The following is a 21,049-nucleotide window of genomic DNA, read 5'->3' as shown; positions in this document are numbered from 1 at the left end:
GGCTCGGACAACATCCCGTTTCACGCCGTCTGCACCGGGTGGGTACCCCGCCTGCGGAACAGATGCACGGAGTCGCGACGCAACGTCAAGACAGAAGATAGACCCTGCAAATCAGGCGTCAGCCAGCGCCGTCAGCCAGCGTACGGGGTACCCACCCGGTGCAGGCGGCGTAGAATGAAGTGCGGGCGCTTTTAAGCATCGTCTGCCAATCATTACAAAGATGAGATTTTCATCACTTCATTCAGCCGGCAAGCCGATGGTGGGTCGTACAGCGAAGCGGGGCGCAATGCTTTTTTGCTTACTTTTGGAGCTTCGGCCAAAAGTAAGGTAAGCAATCTGCGATTGCGCGCAGAATAAAAAATAATTGAACGTTTTAAGTAGCGAGAGCAGAACTGAATTAAAAATTCATGTTATGCCGAGTCACGGCAAACAACGTTCACAGAAGCGAAGCGTATGTAAGACGACTAATGGAATTGAACTTGTATAAACGTGACATTCCTAGGAGCGGGGTTTGCCCGTCCGGTATAGATTTTATACATGTACGGGCAGGCTAACCCTGTCCGCACGAAGTTACAAGATGTAATCAATTGAAAATAATATGGATAGCGTCATCTCCGATATCGTATCGAATAAATGCACATAATTTTATCTAAGATTTATCTTATATGCCGGGCAAAAGCCTGTCATTCCGTACTTGCCACGGAATCCCCCAAGAAACACGCCCTGATTATGAGAGAATTGTGGTTCAAGCCCGCAATGACAATTACTCCTTTTTGACTTTTGTCACGCCCTCCTCTTTCTCAACAAGCTGCCGGAAAAACAAGAGAGCCAATACAGTAATGTATCAGCTCTCCTCCTTGTTTCTTTTTATTTTTTATATAGCTACCGGCAATACTTTTCCTGTTAGCTTCTGAATATCTTTAAGTAATGCCCTTTCATCCTGAGCACAAAAGGTAAAAGCGGTACCGCTATGCCCTGCTCTACCCGTACGCCCGATACGGTGTACATAAGTTTCAGGCACATCAGGCAGATCATAGTTGATGACCAGTTCCAATTGGTTAACGTCGATACCCCGGGCAGCGATATCTGTCGCTATCAGCACACGTGTCTTATGCGATTTGAAATTCGTTAATGCCCTTTGCCGTGCATTCTGCGACTTGTTTCCATGAATGGCTTCACTACCGATTCCGGCTTTGCATAATATGCGGGCTATCTTATCGGCTCCATGTTTCGTGCGTGAAAAGACCAGTACAGATTGCCTTTTATCCTTTTTCAGCAAATTGATAAGCAAATCCTTTTTGTCCTGCTTTTCCACAAAGTAAACGCTTTGTTCAATCACATCCACAACGGATGATACGGGAGCAACTTCAACTTTCACAGGATTCTTCAGTATCGAACGCGAAAGCATCGCTATTGCCGGAGGCATGGTAGCGGAAAAAAACAGTGTTTGCTTATTCTTCGGCAGTTTTGGCAATATGCGCTTTATATCGTGTATAAAACCCATGTCGAGCATCCTGTCCGCCTCGTCAAGCACAAAATGAGTGACGAAGTCCAGATTTATAAACTTCTGGTTCATCAGGTCAAGCAACCGCCCCGGAGTAGCCACCAGTATATCTATACCTTTATTCAATTCATCCGTTTGGGCTTTCTGTTTTACACCACCATAAATAACGCAATGTTTCAGACCAGTGTATTTCGTATATTCTTTGATACAGTCGTTAATCTGGATTGCTAGTTCACGCGTAGGTGTTATCAGCAATGCTCTTATCTCTCTTTTTCGCCCATGTACTTTATTCTGATACAGTTGCTGAATGATTGGTATTGAAAATGCAGCCGTTTTACCGGTTCCGGTTTGTGCAAGCCCCAGAATATCATGCTTTTTGAGAGCCATCGGGATTGCGTCTTGTTGTATTGGGGTAGGATTTGTATATCCTTTTTCTTGCAGAGCCCTTAATATCGGCTCTATAATGTCTAATTCTTGAAATGTCATGTAATAATCAACCTGCCCTTTAGCAGAGCATATTTAAATTTGTAATTCACAAATAGTGGGGGAAATAACTGTAAGGATAGAACCAACACAAATTGTTTTTTTGATTTACAAAGATAATGCTAATAATCGGTTTGGCATTATAAGAGCTTGTTTAAATTTTATACGAATATTTTATTATACCTTTTTCTTCGTTCATTTTTAGTCTGTTTCCCGCTATTTTTTCCTTTCTCTCAACTCAATTGTTAAATAGGCGGAGCCAAATAGCCCGCTATTATCGTTTCGCGGAAGAACCAACGGTCACAGGAGCGAAGCGTATGTAAAAAACATCGCTAAAACATCGCTAAAAATTTGAACGAATAAAATTTGAACAGTTACTAAGAGAATAATGCTTCATGTATAATTTCCCCGACAGTAGGGTGCGGGAAGACTATCTTGCGGAACTCTTCTACGGTAAATCCTTTTTCGATGGCAATACCTGCGATCACAATCAGTTCGGATGCCGGATTACCTAACATGTGGCAACCTATAATTTTATTATCCCCGCTCACAATCAATTTACAGACTCCATTACCCAGTTCGTTTTCGGCAACAAAGCGCCCCGAATATGCCATCGGTAATTTAAGTATGCTAAAAGTCTCGCCTTTTGCTGTAAGTTCTTCCTCTGTTTGTCCTACTCCGGCTATTTCAGGATTGGTATATACTACTCCGGGAATAGCCTTGTAGCTCATATTGTCGGCTTTGCCCAGAATATGGTTTATGGCTACTTCTCCTTCTCTCACCGCGGTGTGCGCCAGTAGAGAGTGGCCTGTGATGTCCCCACAGGCGTATACATTAGGGTGTGTTGTCCGCATCCATTCATCTACTTTCACACCATTACGGAACATTTCAATATTCAGCTTATCAAGGTTCAGGTTGGCTGTGACGGGGCGACGTCCTGTACTCAGCAGGAGTTGAGCCGCTTCTATGGCTGATTGCTCTCCGTCTTTTTCAATTATAACCTGATTACCTTTAATTTCCATAACTTTAGTACCCACATGGAAGTCGATGCCCTTTTTTGTATATTCGGCACGAAGCATGGCCGACAGTTCTTTGTCCATCGTCCCGAGTATTTCGGGAAGCATTTCTATAACTGTCACTTTCACGCCCAAACTGTTGAAAAATGATGCAAATTCGACACCGATGACACCGCCGCCAATGACAGCTAAAGTTGCAGGCACCTCCTTATTTTCCAAAGCCTCCTTCGATGTCCAGAAACCCGCTTCGTCCAGACCTTTTATAGGAGGTATGATTGTTTCAGAACCTGTGCACAGCAAGACTTTTGCCGCAGTAATAGTTTCCCCGTTACAGGAGATCAGTAGATTCCTTTCGCCGTCTTCGCCGTTTATAACCGCTTCGCCGCTTACTACCGTCACATCATGGACAGCCAGTTTTTGCTTTATTCCGGCAACCAACTTACGCACAGTCTTTTGTTTGCGGGCGATAATCTTAGGCAAATCGAATACGGGTTCGCCTTCTACCAAAACGCCATATTTAGGAGCGCTCTTCATATTATCAAGGGTCTTGGCCGAGTACAAAAGGGTCTTAGTAGGGATACAGCCTTCATTGAGACAAACACCTCCCAAAGCGTTTTTTTCGAAAAGGATGGTTTTCAAACCATTTGCAGAAGCTCTTTCTGCCGCTGTATAACCTGCCGGTCCTCCGCCAATAATGGCAATGTCGTATAGTGTCATATCTGGATTAGTTTAAAGATTCAATAATTCAAAGATTAGTATCAATTAACAATTGTTAAAAAGTAAAAGCTGCACTGTATATGACAAAGATAAACGGAAAATCGGATAATCCACGCTACATATCCAAATGAAACAGTGAATATTTATGCTTACTACTGTTAATCTGACGATAAAAAATTACTTAGTCTTTCATATATTAGAGTTTATATTCAATGCGAATCAAGGGTTGCTTAGGGTTGCAGTATACTATTATAAATCAATCTTCTGTTTTGCAGTCAGGGTTCTAAGTCCACGAAGTGGGCTAATATGGATAACCACGGGTAAAGCCCGTGGCAAAAGCAGGTAGAAATAGACCGTCTCCGTAGGAGGCGAATGACATTTGTTTTTGCTATTTGCCTCCTACGGAGACATATTCTTCAGTCAGTTCCTGCCACGGGTTTTACCCATGGTTATCCACCTTCAGTCCCTTCGGGACAATAAGTTACTGTGCTTTTTAACCCTTGATTCGCATATTCAATAAGATTATATATGGTTTATTTTTCAAGCCATCGGATGAATTTTCCCAAACCCTGGAAGGGTGGGAAAAGAAAACCCCTGTTTTTAAACAGGCATTAACGCAAAAGGATTTATCCTTTTAACTTTCAACCTACGGAACTTGTTCCGTAGTATTTGAGTCTCTGTGATTTAATTGCCTCCTGCTTTAGCAGGAGGATAATAGTCTAATCAGATAATGGCTTTAGCCAAAATGTTTTGACTAAAGTCGTTTTCTATCTGTATTATTATCCACGACTTGAAAGTCGTGGCAACTAAAACTCCTAAAAATATGCATCTTACTCTTTTATTGAATATAAACTCTATTATTCCCAATAGTGGTTTATTCCTACTTTGTGTTCTTTAAAGATAGTCATAATCGCATGATTATCAATACTTAAAGATAGCAAAAGTAATAAAATGAAATCGGCATAATTAATTAAATATCAAATAATTACATATAGAGGCAGGTGAAAATTCTTCCAACTACCCCTGAGACGATTTCATCACTTATTTTCTATATTCCTCTAATTTATGCTATAAAACATGTTTTATAAGTGTATCTAATTACACTTATTTTCATACCTTGCAAGTGTTTTAAATACACTTATTGTAATCTGATAAATTCTAGGATACGGAAACCATGAAAACTGAAAAAGAAAAAATGCTTGCAGGAGAGCCATATACGGCTCACGGAGAGGAAATGATAGGGCTTCGTACCAAGGTGAAAAAGATACTTCACCGCCTGAATGTGACGGAGTACTACACAGACAAATTTCAGGATACCATAAATGAGTTGTGTCCCAATTCAGCTAAAAACCTGCATCTGGAACCTCCTTTTTATTGTGATTATGGCGAACATATATATGCAGAAGAAAATGTATTTATCAATTTTGGCGCAGTATTTTTAGATGGTGGCACTATCCGTATAGGTGCAAATACCCTGCTTGCTCCCGGTGTGCATATTTACACAGCCCGCCATCCGTTAGATATTGCCGACAGGAGGGAATGGGAAGACTGCAAGCCTGTAGTTATAGGTAAAGACTGCTGGATAGGCGGACATTCTACAATTCTTCCGGGAGTTACCATAGGCGACCGTTCGGTTATCGGTGCAGGTTCGGTTGTTACAAAAGACGTTCCCGCAGATTCGTTGGCTGTCGGAAACCCTGCCCGTATTGTGAAGAAACTAAATATAAAAACTAAATAAAGAATTTAAGCTATGAAAAAAGTAATAGGATTGTTCACTTTCCTATGTGTAATGTTGTTATTCTCATGCTCAGGTACGCAAAGTAATATGACGAGCCCTGACGGGAAAATAAGTGTAGAACTACAGACTGACTCATTACAGGTTTTACGCTATATTGTTAAAAAAGGAGCAGAAGTTGTCCTCGAACCTTCGGCTTTGGGGTTGGTAATGAGTGACGCTGACTATTCCAAACTTGAGGTCGCTAAAATCAGTGGTAAGAGAGAGGTGAACGGTACGTATACTACTCCTGCCGAGAAGAAACTGAATAACAGCTTTAAAGCGAATGAATGGGATGTGACGGTTCGCAATCCGGAAGGAAAGCAGATGCTGATAACATTTCATATTTCCGATAACGGGGTTGCTTTCAGATATGTATTCGATGAAACCTCGGAAAATGAAAAGACAATTGAAAAGGAAATTACATCTTTCAAATTTCCGTCAGCGGCGAAAGCATGGCTTCATCCGCACGATGATGTAAAGAACTGCTGGGCGCAGACATGCCCTAGCTACGAAGATAATTATATTACAGATGTCCCTGTTGGTACTCAGGCGCCTAAACTTGCGGGCTGGAGTTTCCCGGCGTTGTATAAATCAGGAGAATCGTGGGTGTTGCTTACCGAAGCAGGGCTGGAACCTACATATTGCGGGACGCGTTTGGCGCAGGATAGCCCCGATGGAGAATATTTTATCGAATTTCCGCAGAAAGGCGAAACTGTAAAACCGACAGACCCTATCACTCCGGTATCCAAATTACCTCTGCGTTCTCCCTGGCGTGTAATAATGGTAGGCAAATTGAGTGATATAGTAGAGAATACAATGGTAACGGATGTGTCGGAACCAAGCCGTATAGAAAATATAGACTTCGTAAAACCCGGACGTGCTGCATGGAGCTGGGGAATCGAAAAAGATAACTCTGTGAACTATGACCGGCAAAAACAATATATTGATTACGCATCTTCTATGACGTGGGAATATGTCCTTGTTGATGTAGAATGGGATAAGCGTATCGGTTACGACAGAATGCAGGAGCTTATCGATTATGCTAAATCAAAAAATGTAGGTCTTATCTTATGGTATAATTCATCCGGAGACTGGAACGAAACGCATTATACTCCTAAGAGTGCATTGCTGGAAAAAGATGCCCGCCGCGCCGAATTTGAACGTGTAAGCAAGATGGGTGTAAAAGGTCTGAAAGTAGACTTCTGGCCGGGCGACGGTCCTTCTGCTATACAATATTATTATGATATGATGCAGGACGCCGCGGATTATAAGTTGATGCTAAACTTCCACGGAACCACCGTGCCTCGTGGATGGAGCCGTACTTTTCCTAACCTGATGACGTTAGAGTCAATAAAAGGCTTCGAATTTATCACCTTTACTCAGGAAACGGCCGATCTGGCTCCGCAACATTGTGCTACAGCCGTTTTTGCCCGAAATGTTGTAGGCCCTATGGATTTCACACCTGTGTGTTTTGGCGAAATTCCGGGCATTGAGCGCCGTACTTCCAATGGATTTGAAATAGCGCTTACTGTTCTGTTCCAATCGGGGCTTCAGCATTACGTGGAAATACCGGAGAGTATGGCAAAACAACCGGACTATGTTCAGGAATATATGAAACATGTGCCCCGTGTTTGGGACGACCTTAAGTTGATTGACGGTTTCCCTGCTAAATATGCGGTGTTTGCCCGTAAGTCGGGGGATAAGTGGTATGTTGCGGGTATTAATGCTGAAACAACAGTGAAATCATTAGATTTAGACCTGTCTTCGCTGGGAATCAGAGGCGACGGTTCGATGATAACGGATGGCGATACCAACAGGACTTTCTCTCAGAAGACTGTGACTTTGGATAATGGAAAACTAAGAGTAGAAATGCAGCCGAATGGCGGATTTGTAATTGTGTTTTAGACAGTCAGCGATTAACGATCAATAACTTGTAACTCTTAATTCTTAACTCATAATTTATTATAAACTCATGAAACTAACTAAAATTTTAAGCCTCGCTGCCTTATTTGCTATCGGGCAAAATATGTATGCGCAACAGACCTATGATTTTGAACTGGATACAAAAAAGGTAGGAGCGCCTATCCAATCCACAATGTACGGATTGTTCTTTGAAGATATCAATTTTGCAGCAGACGGAGGCCTGTATGCCGAATTAGTGAAAAACCGTTCGTTCGATTTCCCGCAAAGCCTGATGGGCTGGTACACATTCGGAAAGGTAGAGGTAGCGAAGAACAATCCTTTGTTCGACCGTAATCCGAATTATGTAATCCTCTCCGATCCCGGACATGTGCATAAGCGTACGGGAATCGAGAATGAAGGATTCCGCGGTATGGGATTCAAAAAAGATGCTACATACCGTTTCTCGGTATGGGCGAAGAATATGAATGCTGCCGGCGATCAGAAAATAAGAGTTGAACTGATTGATTCAAAGAGTAATATTATCGGTGGTGAGGAAATAACAATCAACGCATCTGACTGGAAAAAATATCAGGTAACACTAATATCCACAGCCACAGAAGATAAAGGGCACCTGCGCATTTTTCTTGCTTCTGCCGGATCTGTTGCCTTAGAGCATGTTTCTCTATTCCCTGCAGATACATACAAAGGCCGTGAAAACGGTTTGAGGAAAGACCTTGCGCAAGCTTTGACTGATATTCATCCGGGTGTATTCCGTTTTCCCGGAGGATGTATTGTTGAAGGTACAGACTTAGATTCTCGTTACGACTGGAAAAAAAGTGTTGGCCCGGTAGAGAACAGGCCTGTAAACGAAAACCGTTGGCACTATACATTCCCTCATCGTTTCTTCCCTGATTACTATCAGAGTTATGGACTAGGTTTCTACGAATACTTCCTGTTGTCGGAAGATATGGGTGCAGAACCGCTTCCTGTGCTTAGTTGCGGGCTGGCTTGCCAGTTCCAGAATGAAGGAGAACATTGCCATGTACCTGTAGGCGAACTTGACTCTTATGTACAGGATGCGCTGGATTTGATTGAATTTGCGAATGGCTCTACTTCTTCTACATGGGGAAAACTACGTGCCGATATGGGACATCCGGCACCTTTCAACTTAAAATATATTGGTATAGGTAATGAACAATGGGGTAAGGAATATCCTGAACGTCTGGAACCGTTTGTAAAAGCTATCCGTGCAAAATATCCTGATATAAAAGTCATAGGTAGCTCAGGCCCTTCTGCCGATGGAGAGCAGTTCGATTACCTGTGGCCTGAGATGAAACGTCTGAAAGTAGATTTGGTAGATGAGCATTACTATAAAGAGCCGGAATGGTTCCTTGCTAATGCAAGCCGTTACGACAATTACGACCGCAAAGGCCCAGCTGTTTTTGCAGGAGAATATGCCTCACACGACCACTCTACAGGTAAGCAGAATAACTTCCTTTCGGCGTTGACCGAAGCTGCGTTTATGACAGGCTTGGAGCGTAATGCCGATATCGTACACATGTGTACTTATGCGCCATTGTTTGCGCATGTAGATGCCTGGCAATGGAATCCTGACATGATCTGGTTCGATAACCTCAGGATGATGAAAACGCCTAACTATTATGTGCAACAGCTTTATGCCCATAATGCAGGCTCAAACGTTATGACTCTGACAAGAGATAAAAAAGCGATTGCCGGACAGGATAATCTGTATGCTTCTGCGGTATACGACAAAGGTCAGAATTGCTATATCGTAAAGGTTGCCAATACGGGAACAGAGGCAAAGGATATTAAAGTAACGCTGACCGGAGGTAAAAAGGGTGCTTCGTATACTGTTGGCGACTGTGTTACCATGCAAAACAATGATTTAAAATCAATCAATACATTGGATAATCCTTCAAACCTTATTCCTCAGAAGACTTCAGCAACAATAGAAGGAAACGTATTGAATATAAAAGCTCAGGCTCAATCATTTAATGTATATAAGATAAAACTTTAGAAACTGTTTAAATTTTATTCGTTCAAATTTTTAGAGCTGTTTTAGAGATGCTTATTTACATACGCTTCGCTCCTGTGACCGTTGGTTCTTCCTCGAAACGATAATAGCGGGCTATTTGGCTCCGCCGATTTAACAATTGAGTTGAGAGAAAGGAAAAAACAGCCTAAAACAGCCTAAAAATGAACGAAGAAAAAGGTATAATAAAATATTCGTATAAAATTTAAACAGTTTCTTAGTCCAATTCAACAATGAAAGAGGAATCCGGAGCTGCTTATAGAAGGAGTACTCGGATTCCTTATTTTTAATTTATTATTTTCTTATTTATCTATTGGGTATCAAGTCGAGATTAGTTAAAGTAACAAATTTGAATAATAGAAAAACTGTTACTTTTGTCACTTTTTTAATGTAAATATTTGAAAATTAGATTTCTGTATTATTTGGTTTTGTCACTTTCTATCACCTTAGGTTAAAAAATAAAATGAAAAAACTATCTGTATTAATAATATCTCTTATATACGCAATAGCTGCTGTTGCACAGTTAAGTCCTAAAATCGAATATTTTCCTTTGCAGGATGTAAAGCTGCTAAATAGCCCGTTCAAACATGCTCAGGATTTAGACAGACAATACTTGTTGGAACTGAATGCCGACAGGTTGCTTTCTCCTTTTCTTCGGGAGGCGGGCTTGACACCCAAAGCAGAAAGTTACACCAACTGGGAGAATACAGGGCTTGACGGGCATATCGGCGGACATTACCTGTCAGCTTTGTCGTTGATGTACGCATCCACAGGCGACCAGGATATAAAAAACCGTCTGGATTATATGCTGGCCGAGTTGAGGCGCTGTCAGGATGCTAATGGCAATGGCTATATCGGCGGTGTTCCCGGAGGAAAAGCTATCTGGCAGGAAGTGGCAGACGGAAATATCAGGGCAGGAGGTTTCGACCTGAATGCCAGATGGGTTCCGTTGTATAATATACACAAGACCTATGCAGGATTGCGCGATGCATATTTGCATGCAGGGAGCGATATGGCAAAGGAAATGCTGATAAAGATGACGGACTGGGCTATCAGCCTTGTTTCTAAGTTGTCGGAAGAGCAGATACAGGATATGCTTCGCAGCGAACATGGCGGACTGAACGAAACATTTGCCGATGTTGCAGCCATTACTGGAAATGAAAAATACCTGAAGTTGGCGCATCAGTTTTCACATCAGGCTATTCTCAACCCTTTGATGAATCATGAAGATAAACTGACAGGTATGCACGCCAATACACAGATACCAAAGGTGTTGGGTTACAAACGTGTAGCCGATGTAGAAGGCAATGAATCATGGTCGGAGGCTTCCCGTTTTTTCTGGGAGACAGTTGTAGAGCACCGTTCGGTTTGTATTGGAGGAAACAGCGTAAGTGAGCACTTTAATCCGCTGAATGATTTTTCCCGTATGATAGAACATATCGAAGGGCCTGAAACCTGCAATACGTACAATATGCTTCGTTTGTCCCGTATGCTTTACCAGACTTCTCTGGATAAAAAGTATGTTGATTATTACGAACGGGCATTGTACAATCATATCCTTTCCACACAGCATCCCGAAACAGGCGGTTTCGTTTATTTTACCCAGATGCGTCCGGGACATTACCGTGTGTATTCGCAACCGCAGACCAGCTTCTGGTGTTGTGTAGGCTCGGGTATAGAGAACCATGCCAAATATGGAGAGATGATTTACGCGCATACCGATAATGAATTGTATGTCAATTTATTCATTTCATCCGAATTGGACTGGAAGGAAAAAGGAGTGAAGTTTATCCAGACAAATTCATTTCCGGATGAACCTTCAACTACTTTTGTCATAAATACTCAGGATTCGAAGGTTTTTACATTAAAACTACGTTATCCGAACTGGGTAAAAAAAGGAGAGCTTAAGGTTTCTGTAAATGGAAAGGATTTCCCGATCGGGTCAGAAGAAGATTATGTGGCGATAAACCGTAAATGGAAAAACGGAGATAAAGTAGTGATGCAAATGCCGATGCATGTTACTGCCGAGCAATTGCCGGATAAGTCAAATTATTACTCGTTCCGCTACGGGCCTGTAGTATTGGCAGCCAAAACGGGAACGGAAGATATGACAGGGCTCTTTGCCGACGATAGCCGTGGCGGGCATGTTGCACATGGCAGGCAAATACCTTTGAAGGAAATGCCGATAGTAGTCGGCAGCCCCGAGAATATGGCTTCACTCTTGAAACCTGTAGACGGAAAATCCCTGACATTCCATCTGGGTGATTTATATACAGATAAGTATAAGGATGGTTTGGAACTAATACCGTTTTTCCGCCTGCACGATTCCCGTTATATCATTTACTGGCCTCAGGCTACACCAGATGGCGTGAAAGAACTTCAACGGCAGATTGAGCAGGAAGAACAGGAACGTATCAAACTAGATGAAATTACTATAGATAAAGTAGTATGTGGCGAACAGCAACCCGAATCCGACCATTTTATACAGTCGGAGGACTCATATACAGGTTTTGAAGAAGATGTACATTGGCGCGAAGCCCGGGGGTGGTTTAGCTATCAGATGAAAAACGGAAACGGAAAAGCAAAATATCTCTTCTTGAAAGTTCTTAATAATAGGAATTTCAGTAATTTTGACGCTTATATAAATGAGCGGAAGCTTTCAGAACCAGAAATAGTAGAGTTTGGTAATTTTGCATATTTGCATTTCAGCATTCCCGATAATATGGGACAGGCTAACCCTGTCGTTAAATTTCAGGCACATTCAAATGCGGTAACGCCCAGAATTGCAGAAGTAAGGATTCTCTCAGATAAATATTGATATTGTTGAGAATTTGGATATTGGAAGAAAATAATAGTATATTTGCCAACTTTATGAATAAATGTATCACTTACACTTATGTAAGGCTTAATTCAACTTTAAATGACACCATTATTTTATAGAGAACAGGAAAAGTTTTATGTATCAGTCGATTGTATCATTCTTGGGTTCAAGGAAGGTAAGTTGTACCTGTTGATATCCAAACGTAAGTTTGAACCCCTTGAGGGGCACGATACACTGATGGGAGGTTTCCTTCGTTCAGACGAAAGCCTTTCCGAAACGGTGTCGCGTGTACTGTTCGAATATACAGGGATTAAGGATGTATTTATGGAGCAGGTCGGTACTTACGGCGAGATCAATCGCGATGAAGGCGAACGGGTTATTTCCATAGCTTACTATGCCCTGATCGATCTTGAAATGTTTGCCGATGAGTTGTGCAAGATACATGACGCGCGGTGGGAAGAACTAGATAAAGTAGGTAAACTCGTATTCGACCATAATCAGATGGTGGATGACACAATAGAGATACTGAGAAAGAAAACCGCGACCCAGCCTCTCGGATTCAATCTGCTTCCTGAGAAATTTACTTTACCGCAGCTTCAGTCGCTCTATGAGGCTATCTACCAGACTACATTGGATAAGCGCAATTTCAGGAAGAAGATACTGGAAATGGATATCCTTGAAAAACAAGATGAAAAGGACAAATCCAGTTCGAAAAGAGGGGCGTTCTATTATACTTTCAATAAGGAAAAATACGATCAGCTACTGCAAAAAGGCTATTATTTTTCATTATAATCGGGGAATATCACTTGTAATTACTTATCGTGGTTTTAATATACTAATGGTTTTGTTAGGCATGATATAAGATTTTGTTGCTCAGCTTTTAAGAGTCTGTTTAGTACATAACAAAAAACATTGAAACAGGCTTGAAAAACCTGATTTTTATAACCAAGATTATCGGTCCAGTGTCATCAACTTTAGGATTATGGAACTAAAGATCAGGGCTGAAAGCCCGTCTTATTTCAGCCCAAGGCAACGCTTCGCTTGCCATTGGGCTGAAATAATAAAGGCTTTCAGCCTTAGCCGGAAGACATTGGGTCATTGGCCTGCGGAAATTGCAATGCTTAGAAACTACTGTCTGAAAGACAGGACAGCGTATATTTTACTTTTCGGTCAATTTGTTAATTATCAATGTTTTCCATGTTGGATATTTTTTTTATCATGTACTAAGTAACTGTTTAAATTTTATTCGTTCAAATTTTGAGATCTATTTTTGAGAGCCATAGAATCCCAAAATGCAATCTTTATATCTACTCACAAGATTTAACAAATCCACTTTTTTAGAACTATACAGCTCATACACTTTGTGTTACAATCAGTACGCGCTTAATACATTACGATATCAAAATGTTAAAATATAAAAAGAGGATAACAATCACTGACTTTTTTTATACTTTTGAGCAAGTTAAAGACAAAATAAAGCATATTATTAAAAGCAACAAGCGTATGAAACAAATCTTATCAGAACTCTGATCAGCTTTTAGTGCATTCAAACATTAAGAGTAAAAGCGCTGTATTTTTAATGAAGAAAGTACACTAAGAAACTACTTACCAAGAACTTAAGGCAAAAAGAACGCGTCAGTATCCTATTATTGATGCTAATATTTAACATCTGTTTATCCCAAATAACATCCACCTAGCACCCTGATAAACAGCGAAAAAAGCAACACTATGGCAAAGCTACTCTATGCCGGGGAACATCTTAATTGTCCCAACTATGAAACCAGACAACGTCCGGTAATACAAGAAATGTACATAGACGAAAGTACTACTCAGCAGATAATACCTATGGTCAACAAAATTTTATTTGTTTTGGATGGAGAAATGGAATACTCTATGGGAAATGTAGAAGCTTCTCGTATAACCAAAGGACAAATGCTTTTTATACCAGCAGGCAGTCGTATCACATGCGTTGCACAAGCATACACACACATACTTGTGATACGCCTCTACAACAGAATACAACTTTGCGACTGTTTTAAGGTAGAAGATCTGCAACGTGTCATAACAGGAGAGGACTATAACTCACAGAGCTTTCTGCTGGAAGTAAACCCAGTAATGGAAAAATATTTGGATATGCTTATCCTATGCCATAATGCAGGTTTGCGATGCCGGTATTATAACGAAGATAAAGTCAAGGAACTGATGTTTATATTCAGAGCCTTCTATTCTAAGGAAGAATTGCGCCGTTTCTTTTCTTCCGCACTGACTACAGATACCACTTTCTCTCAATTTGTAATGGATAACAGCAACCGCTACAACTCCCTGTCTGAGATGGCAGAAGCGATGAACTATACAGTATCCGGTTTTGAAAAAAGGTTCAGAAAAGTATTTGCCTGCTCTCCTTATAGCTGGATGAAACGCCGCAAAGCGATGGAAGCATACCACTACATCAACACCAGTGATATGAGCCTAAAGCAGATAAGTGATAATTTCGGCTTTAATTCTCCCTCCGCATTCAATAACTTTATCAAACAACATTTCGGGAAAACACCCGGACAAATACGGGAAAATAAGAAAGATGGCGGAAATGGACAAAATCCGTCCGGTTATGAGTAACATCTAAGCCGTTTTATCAAAATATATTTGTATTCGAAAATAAGATATATAAAAGTTGAAGATTGCTTTGTCATTTTTAGAATGGCAGGCTTAGAAATATAGACAATACAAATGCCTAAATGAATGATTTTAGGAGGGCGTTATATTTGTCTCTATCAAAAAAATGATAACAAATATGCACACTCTACACAGAAAACAAGTGTATAAATATGCTGGTAGCATACACAATTGCTCTGATTTTAAAAATACAGACAACAAGCAGTGGCTTCCCGACCTTATTTATCAGTTGTATAATGTAGTAAGAACATATACAATAGAATTATTTTTTGCACAAATTCAAAATTTGTCTTGTTGTAAGTTTGTCTTCAATAAACTTAAATTGTCTTCACACAGAGGGTATGGCTTGAGAAAGTCGTACCCCCTTTTTCTTTACAGGCAAACAAGACAACCCATATCAAGAAAACAAGACTGGCTCAACAATACATATTAATTTAATACTACCTATACGAGACAAAAACAAATAAGATAACAACTAAATTGACAAACAGACAAACAATACCAAATTCATTATCAAAAAAACAACAATATGAGAAAAGACCTACTACACAAACTGGAGAGATTTCTGCTGTTTGCTGTATTCCTGATTTCAGGACAATCGATCAGTGCGCAGGTCACGATAGGTGACGATACTACTCCTAAGAATTTTTCTGTTCTGGAAATTATTTCCAATCGCGATAAAGGGCTTCGTATGGCTCATCTTACCACCCAGGAGCGCAACGCGATAACTACCACAACCGAATTTCAGGCTGAGAAAGAAGGCCTTGCCAAAGGGTTGACTATTTTCAATACAACAACCAATTGCCTTGAGTTTTGGAACGGGAGCAAATGGATATCTACCTGTGGCGGAGAACCTCCGGTATATCCTGTCGACGACAAAGCCAGGATAGAAAGCTGCCTGCCTTATATGTTTACTTATCAGACAGCGAGTTTGACTGCCATTTATACCTCGCCAGGAATAACGCCCACCTCGTACCAGTGGGTAGTAGATGGGCTGGAAGTACCCGGAGCCACCAACTCTACTTATTATTACGACCCTACCGGTATTACCCTCACCGAGGATGAGTTGGGCAACTGGAAGAAGACTGTAACCTTCACTTGCCGGATGGTAGTAGATGACCACTATATACAGACCGAGGACTACGAAATATTGGTGGTGCAAGCTACCAGAGGCGTATTGTCGCCCATATACGTATGGGCATGGAACGAAGCAGGCGATGGCCTTGTAAAGACAGCCATTGCCCATGTAAATCTGGGCGATGAAAATATGGCGTCTCCTTGCGAATTAAGAGGTGGTCACTTTTTCCAATGGGGACGTTATAGCTTAAATGATGGATACATTTCGTCTTCCAGTCCAAATTATCCGAATGATGATAACACAAGTGAAGATGGTGCTGTAACTAATCCCCTCGCCTTTGATGCCAATGGACAAATACTATCAACCTACATCGATGGAGACGGAAAGACTCCTTATGGCAAGTTCATAAAGGTTCTGGATCCAGCTTCCGGCGACTGGCGCCTCCCGCATATAAAGAACCTTTGGGGTAGTGGATACAACAGATATGTTCAGACAAAAACGATAAATGACCCTTGTCCGACAGGCTGGCAGATACCAAGCAGCCTTCAATGGCAGGCCATATACCGTATAGGAGGAGAAAGAGGCAATCCGCTTCTTGCCACTGCCAACACATGGTCGTGGATTACTTCTACCTCCCCTAGTGAGCGTAACAGCGGTATGAAAGTAGCCGAAGCACTGTATCTGCCGGCTGCCGGCAGACGATATCCGCTCACTGGTGCATTTGAAGATGAATTCAGTACCGGCTTTTACTGGAGCAGTACTTTCGACCATGAGCGTCTTCCCTTTTTTATGGGATTCAATATAAACGAAATAGAAGCTAATAGGGGCAACTTTGCCGCCAGTGGTTTCTCGCTACGCTGCATCGCAGACCCGGTAGACCCTAAGGCTAAGGTAGAGAGCTGTCTCCCTTATATGTTTAACTACCAAACAATGACCCTGACAGCCTCGCACAGCGACGGCACACCTACCTCATACCAGTGGCTGGTAGACGAAACGGCTGTAGCTGGCGCCACCACAAGCACCTTTGCTTATTCTCCGGCCAGCCTGGAGCTGGAAGAGGATGAACTGGGCAACTGGAAAAAGGCAGTAAACATTACCTGCCGGATGACAATAAACGGCCATATAGTACTGGCCAACAATTATGAAGTACTGGTAGTAAAAGCTACTAAAGGAAAATTGTCGCCTATATATGTGGCAGCTAGAGACGAAGATGGAAACCAGTTACCAAAACAGACAATAGCCCATGTAAACCTGGGGGTGGAAAACGAAACAGATCCATGTAACATGTATGGCTACTACTATCAGTGGGGACGCTACAGCCGTGGTGATACATATTACGAACAAACAGCTCCCAATTATCCGACTGATGATTTTTCGTCAGAAAATGGACGTGTAAGCGGAGCCGCTAACTTCGATGCTAATGGACAAATTGTATCGGGACACGGAGCGTATGGTAAATTCATAAAGAATAATGGAGTGAATGGTTTTGAAGACTGGCGTTTTCCTAGCATAAAAACTCTTTGGGGAGATGGAACAACCAACCTTGTTCAGGCCAAAACCGTCAACGATCCTTGCCCTGATGGATGGAAGATACCAAGCGGATTGCAATGGAAATCTATCTACAGTGAAACTTTGGATTATGGTGTTGCCGAAAATGCCACCATCAATAGCTGGCAGTGGATAGGCGCTCCTTCCGAAGATAAGAATTTACCGGGTGGATACAAGATCGCCAATGCACTTTATTTACCGGCAGCCGGCGGTAAACACAGGAGAAACGGAGAGTGGAGAAGCAAAAACGTTAATGGAGACTATTGGGCTAGTTCCTTAAGTGCTCCGGATAAGGATCCTCATTTCTTGTTTTTCAGTAGCAACCATGTCATGCCGCTTGGGATTGAAAACCGCGCCTTTGCCTTCCCGGTACGTTGTGTAATAGAAGACACACCACCGGTAGACGATAATGCTAGGGTAGAAAGCTGTATCCCATATATGTTCAACTACCAAAAAATGACCCTGACAGCTTCTTATACAGGCGATACCCCTACCTCATACCAGTGGTTGGTAGATGGTAGAGCCTGGCATGGAGCCAATGAAGCCGTCTTTCTTTTTGATGCTGCTAATGTCCGTACGGTAGAAGATGATCTGGGCAATTATAAAAAGACTGTAAGCATTACCTGCAAAATGACAGTAGGCGATGAAACAGTGCAAGCGCCCAACTATGATGTGCTGGTAATGCGAGCTATAAACGGCGTAGGAGAATTGTCGCCTATATATGTGAATGCATGGAAAGAGGGCATAGATGGCTCTTTTACCATTGGCGATCCTGATACAGATCTGATTAAAGTAGCTTACGCCCATGTGAACTTGGGCGCGCAAGACAGCACCGACCCTTGCGATTGCCTGGGTGACCTCTACCAATGGGGACGGCTAGATGACGATCATCAGGTGCGGGGAAACAGTAGCTCTACTCACTTCTATCCTAGCGGGTATGGCAGTTCCACCGGTGTTAGCTCATCTACCGTTGCTCAAGCGAGCGATTTGGATAGCAGTACCGGACAGGTTACTTCGGGAGAAAAGAGAGGCAAATTCATCAAAAGTGTATCAGATGCCGATAACGACTGGCAAAAACCTTCTAACATAAACCTTTGGGGCAATGGAGAAGCTATTCCTAGTTCACAGTTATACGATGATAAGGAGTGGAAGATACCGACTAATAATCCATGCCCTTCAGGCTGGAAAGTTCCGAGCCAGAAACAGTGGGCTGCTCTTCTGCTAGGAGGAACCAGCAGTGTAAGTAATCCTGTTGCTGCTGACGGTCTGGCTAATACATGGTCTCGAGAGGGTACATTCTTAGCCAATAGTGTTAGCGGCTACAAACTGGCTGATGCTCTACTTTTGCCCGCAGCGGGCACCCGTAGCAGCGCCGATGCCTCGCTGGGATTAGTAGGTAGCTTTGGCCATTACTGGAGTGTACCCCTAACGGAAAACAACTCTCATACTATCTGTATTTCAATGCAGGAAGCGCTATTCCGAGCAATGGCTTCTATCGCGCAGAAGGCCTTTCTATACGATGTATTGAAGGTAAGACACAGCCGTAATAATATCAACCTCAGTATTGACCTTCGGGGTTTTATCACCCCGAAGGCTTACTATAAGGATTCTTCAATCGCTGAAAAAGTGACAAGGAGGAGAACGTTAAAAACAACATAGTTACAAAGATGATATGACCTTTTTAATGAAAGCAATATATAATTATCTATTTATGTAATGGATAGTTGACAGTTGACAATGGATAATGGACAATGAAAATCACTGTCAACTGTCAACTATCAATTGTCAACTAAAAAGGTAACAAACAAAGAGTATAAAAAAAGTGTCACTTTTGTCACTTTTTAACAATCTGAATATTGAGAATGAAAAATTATAAGTTTTAAGGATATAAGAGTATCACATAACGAAGAAATAAGACAATATATGAAAACATACACATTAATCAGAACTACGCTTATTGCCTGCTTGTTGTCGCTGACAATAAGCCTGCAAGCTCAGATAACAGTAGGAGGCGACAAAACTCCGGAGAACTTCTCCTCCCTCGAATTGATATCAAACAAGCGCGCGGGACTTCGCATGCCCTTGCTAAGCACCAAGGAACGCAATGCAATGACCAAAACGAAAGAGTTCCTAGACAATGCCACCGGCCTGGCCAAAGGGCTGACCATATACAACACATCAAATGACTGCCTTGAGTTTTGGAGCGGTACCAAATGGATATCGCAATGTGAGGGGGAAATGCCTCCTTATATACCAGCTACACCGAGTGCCAGCGCTACGGTAACGGCTTGCGCCGTATCTTCTGCTCCGGCTTCCGTACTTGCCAGTACCGGTTTTTACATGTTTACCTACCAGACGATGAACCTGTATGCCAATTCTACGGGTGATACCCCTACATCGTACCAGTGGGTGGTGGACGGCAAACTGATAAAAGGAGCAAATAGCGCGACCTTTGCTTATACCCCTCCTGCGGATATTGCCCTTGAAGCAGATTACCCTTCCGACCTGGGTTTAAGCAACTATAAGAAGACAGTGACTATTACCTGCCAGATGGTGATTAACAATAATGAAGTGCAACCTGTGAGTGATTTTAAGATACTGGTGGTGAAGGCTACCAAGGGTACACTTACCCCTATCTATGTGAATGCGCTGGAAGGCGGCGTGGCCGGGGCTGACATTGTAAGAGTCGCCTTTGCCCATGTCAACCTCGGAGCTGAGAATGATACTGATCCTTGTAATTGTCTGGGTGACCTTTACCAGTGGGGACGTGAAAAGGACGGCAATGGTACTACTACCGGACATTTCAGGCGTAACCTGACTGATGCGGATGTATGGCCTAACGGGATCGGTACTTCCGATGCTACTACCTCTACTATTGCCCAGGCAGCCGACCTGGATGCTACTACCGGACAGGTGTTATCTTCCGTTACTGACAAATACGGTAAGTTTATCAAGAGCCTCTCTACATCGCCTGCTTATTACGACTGGCGCAACTCTCGTAAACATGACCTTTGGGGTGACGGCTCACAGGATTATAATCCTACCTGGGCAATACCTTCAAACAATCCTTGTCCTACAGGTTGGAAGGTTCCCAGCCAGAAACAGTGGTCTGCTATCTATCAGGGTGGTACTACCAACGGTGCACCCGGCGCTTCCACTTCAGGTAGCACATGGACTGGTCTTGGAAAATTCTCAAGTGGTAATACCAGTGGTTACAGAGTTGCTGAAGCACTTTATTTGCCCGCCGCCGGCTACCGTAGCCACTTCAATGGTTCGCTGGACACCGTCGGCCGCTTCGGCTACTACTGGAGTAGTACAAGGAATAGCGTTAGCAGCTACGGCGACGACTCGTACAGCCTGGCCTTCCTCAGTAGCAATGTTCTCCCGGGCCACCTCACCAATCGCGCTTACGGATTCTCTGTGCGCTGTATTCCAGAATGAAAGCGAGCGCAGGGAGCTCTCGCTACCGCGCGAATC

10 protein-coding genes are annotated in these 21,049 nt (G+C 42.4%); 8 read left to right on the top strand and 2 right to left on the bottom strand.

The genetic code is table 11. The features are described from left to right. Window positions 1-874: 874 nt before the first annotated feature. Window positions 875-1,990: a DEAD/DEAH box helicase gene (locus tag D0T84_RS09465; protein WP_163307639.1), complete on the bottom strand. Its 1,116-nt coding sequence runs from the start codon at window positions 1,988-1,990 to the stop codon at window positions 875-877. 374 nt (window positions 1,991-2,364) lie between these two features. Continuing rightward, a complete protein-coding gene (lpdA, locus tag D0T84_RS09460) occupies window positions 2,365-3,720 on the bottom strand; it encodes a dihydrolipoyl dehydrogenase (protein WP_163307638.1) in 1,356 nt (451 codons plus the stop codon). A gap of 1,174 nt (window positions 3,721-4,894) precedes the next feature. Between lpdA and D0T84_RS23220 the strand changes: the two genes are divergently transcribed. The 8 genes from D0T84_RS23220 to D0T84_RS09420 all read left to right on the top strand — a co-directional run bounded on the left by D0T84_RS23220 (window position 4,895) and on the right by D0T84_RS09420 (window position 21,013). After that, on the top strand, window positions 4,895-5,458 hold the full coding sequence (locus D0T84_RS23220; protein WP_163307637.1) for a sugar O-acetyltransferase: 564 nt from the start codon (window positions 4,895-4,897) through the stop codon (window positions 5,456-5,458). Between the two features lie 12 nt (window positions 5,459-5,470). Next, window positions 5,471-7,402: a glycoside hydrolase family 97 protein gene (locus D0T84_RS09450; protein WP_163307636.1), complete on the top strand. Its 1,932-nt coding sequence runs from the start codon at window positions 5,471-5,473 to the stop codon at window positions 7,400-7,402. Between the two features lie 67 nt (window positions 7,403-7,469). Then, entirely contained in the window at window positions 7,470-9,437 is a 1,968-nt protein-coding gene (locus tag D0T84_RS09445; RefSeq protein ID WP_163307635.1) for an alpha-L-arabinofuranosidase C-terminal domain-containing protein, read from the top strand. A 478-nt stretch (window positions 9,438-9,915) separates the two neighbouring features. Beyond that, complete coding sequence (locus tag D0T84_RS09440; protein WP_163307634.1) at window positions 9,916-12,270, top strand: glycoside hydrolase family 127 protein; 2,355 nt, start codon at window positions 9,916-9,918, stop codon at window positions 12,268-12,270. Window positions 12,271-12,372: 102 nt separating this feature from the next. Continuing rightward, window positions 12,373-13,065 (top strand): NUDIX domain-containing protein, encoded by a 693-nt coding sequence (locus D0T84_RS09435; protein WP_163307633.1) that lies wholly within the window; start codon window positions 12,373-12,375, stop codon window positions 13,063-13,065. A gap of 936 nt (window positions 13,066-14,001) precedes the next feature. Next, a complete protein-coding gene (locus tag D0T84_RS09430) occupies window positions 14,002-14,889 on the top strand; it encodes a helix-turn-helix domain-containing protein (RefSeq protein WP_163307632.1) in 888 nt (295 codons plus the stop codon). Between the two features lie 586 nt (window positions 14,890-15,475). Continuing rightward, window positions 15,476-19,231: an FISUMP domain-containing protein gene (locus tag D0T84_RS09425; protein ID WP_163307631.1), complete on the top strand. Its 3,756-nt coding sequence runs from the start codon at window positions 15,476-15,478 to the stop codon at window positions 19,229-19,231. Window positions 19,232-19,495: 264 nt separating this feature from the next. Beyond that, complete coding sequence (locus tag D0T84_RS09420; RefSeq protein ID WP_163307630.1) at window positions 19,496-21,013, top strand: FISUMP domain-containing protein; 1,518 nt, start codon at window positions 19,496-19,498, stop codon at window positions 21,011-21,013. Window positions 21,014-21,049: the final 36 nt, after the last annotated feature.

The sequence above is a fragment of the Dysgonomonas sp. 521 genome (assembly GCF_010501055.1).
Lineage (GTDB): Bacteria > Bacteroidota > Bacteroidia > Bacteroidales > Dysgonomonadaceae > Dysgonomonas.
The sequence above is the reverse complement of the archived record's forward strand: the minus strand, read 5'-3'. Positions and strand labels throughout refer to the sequence as shown.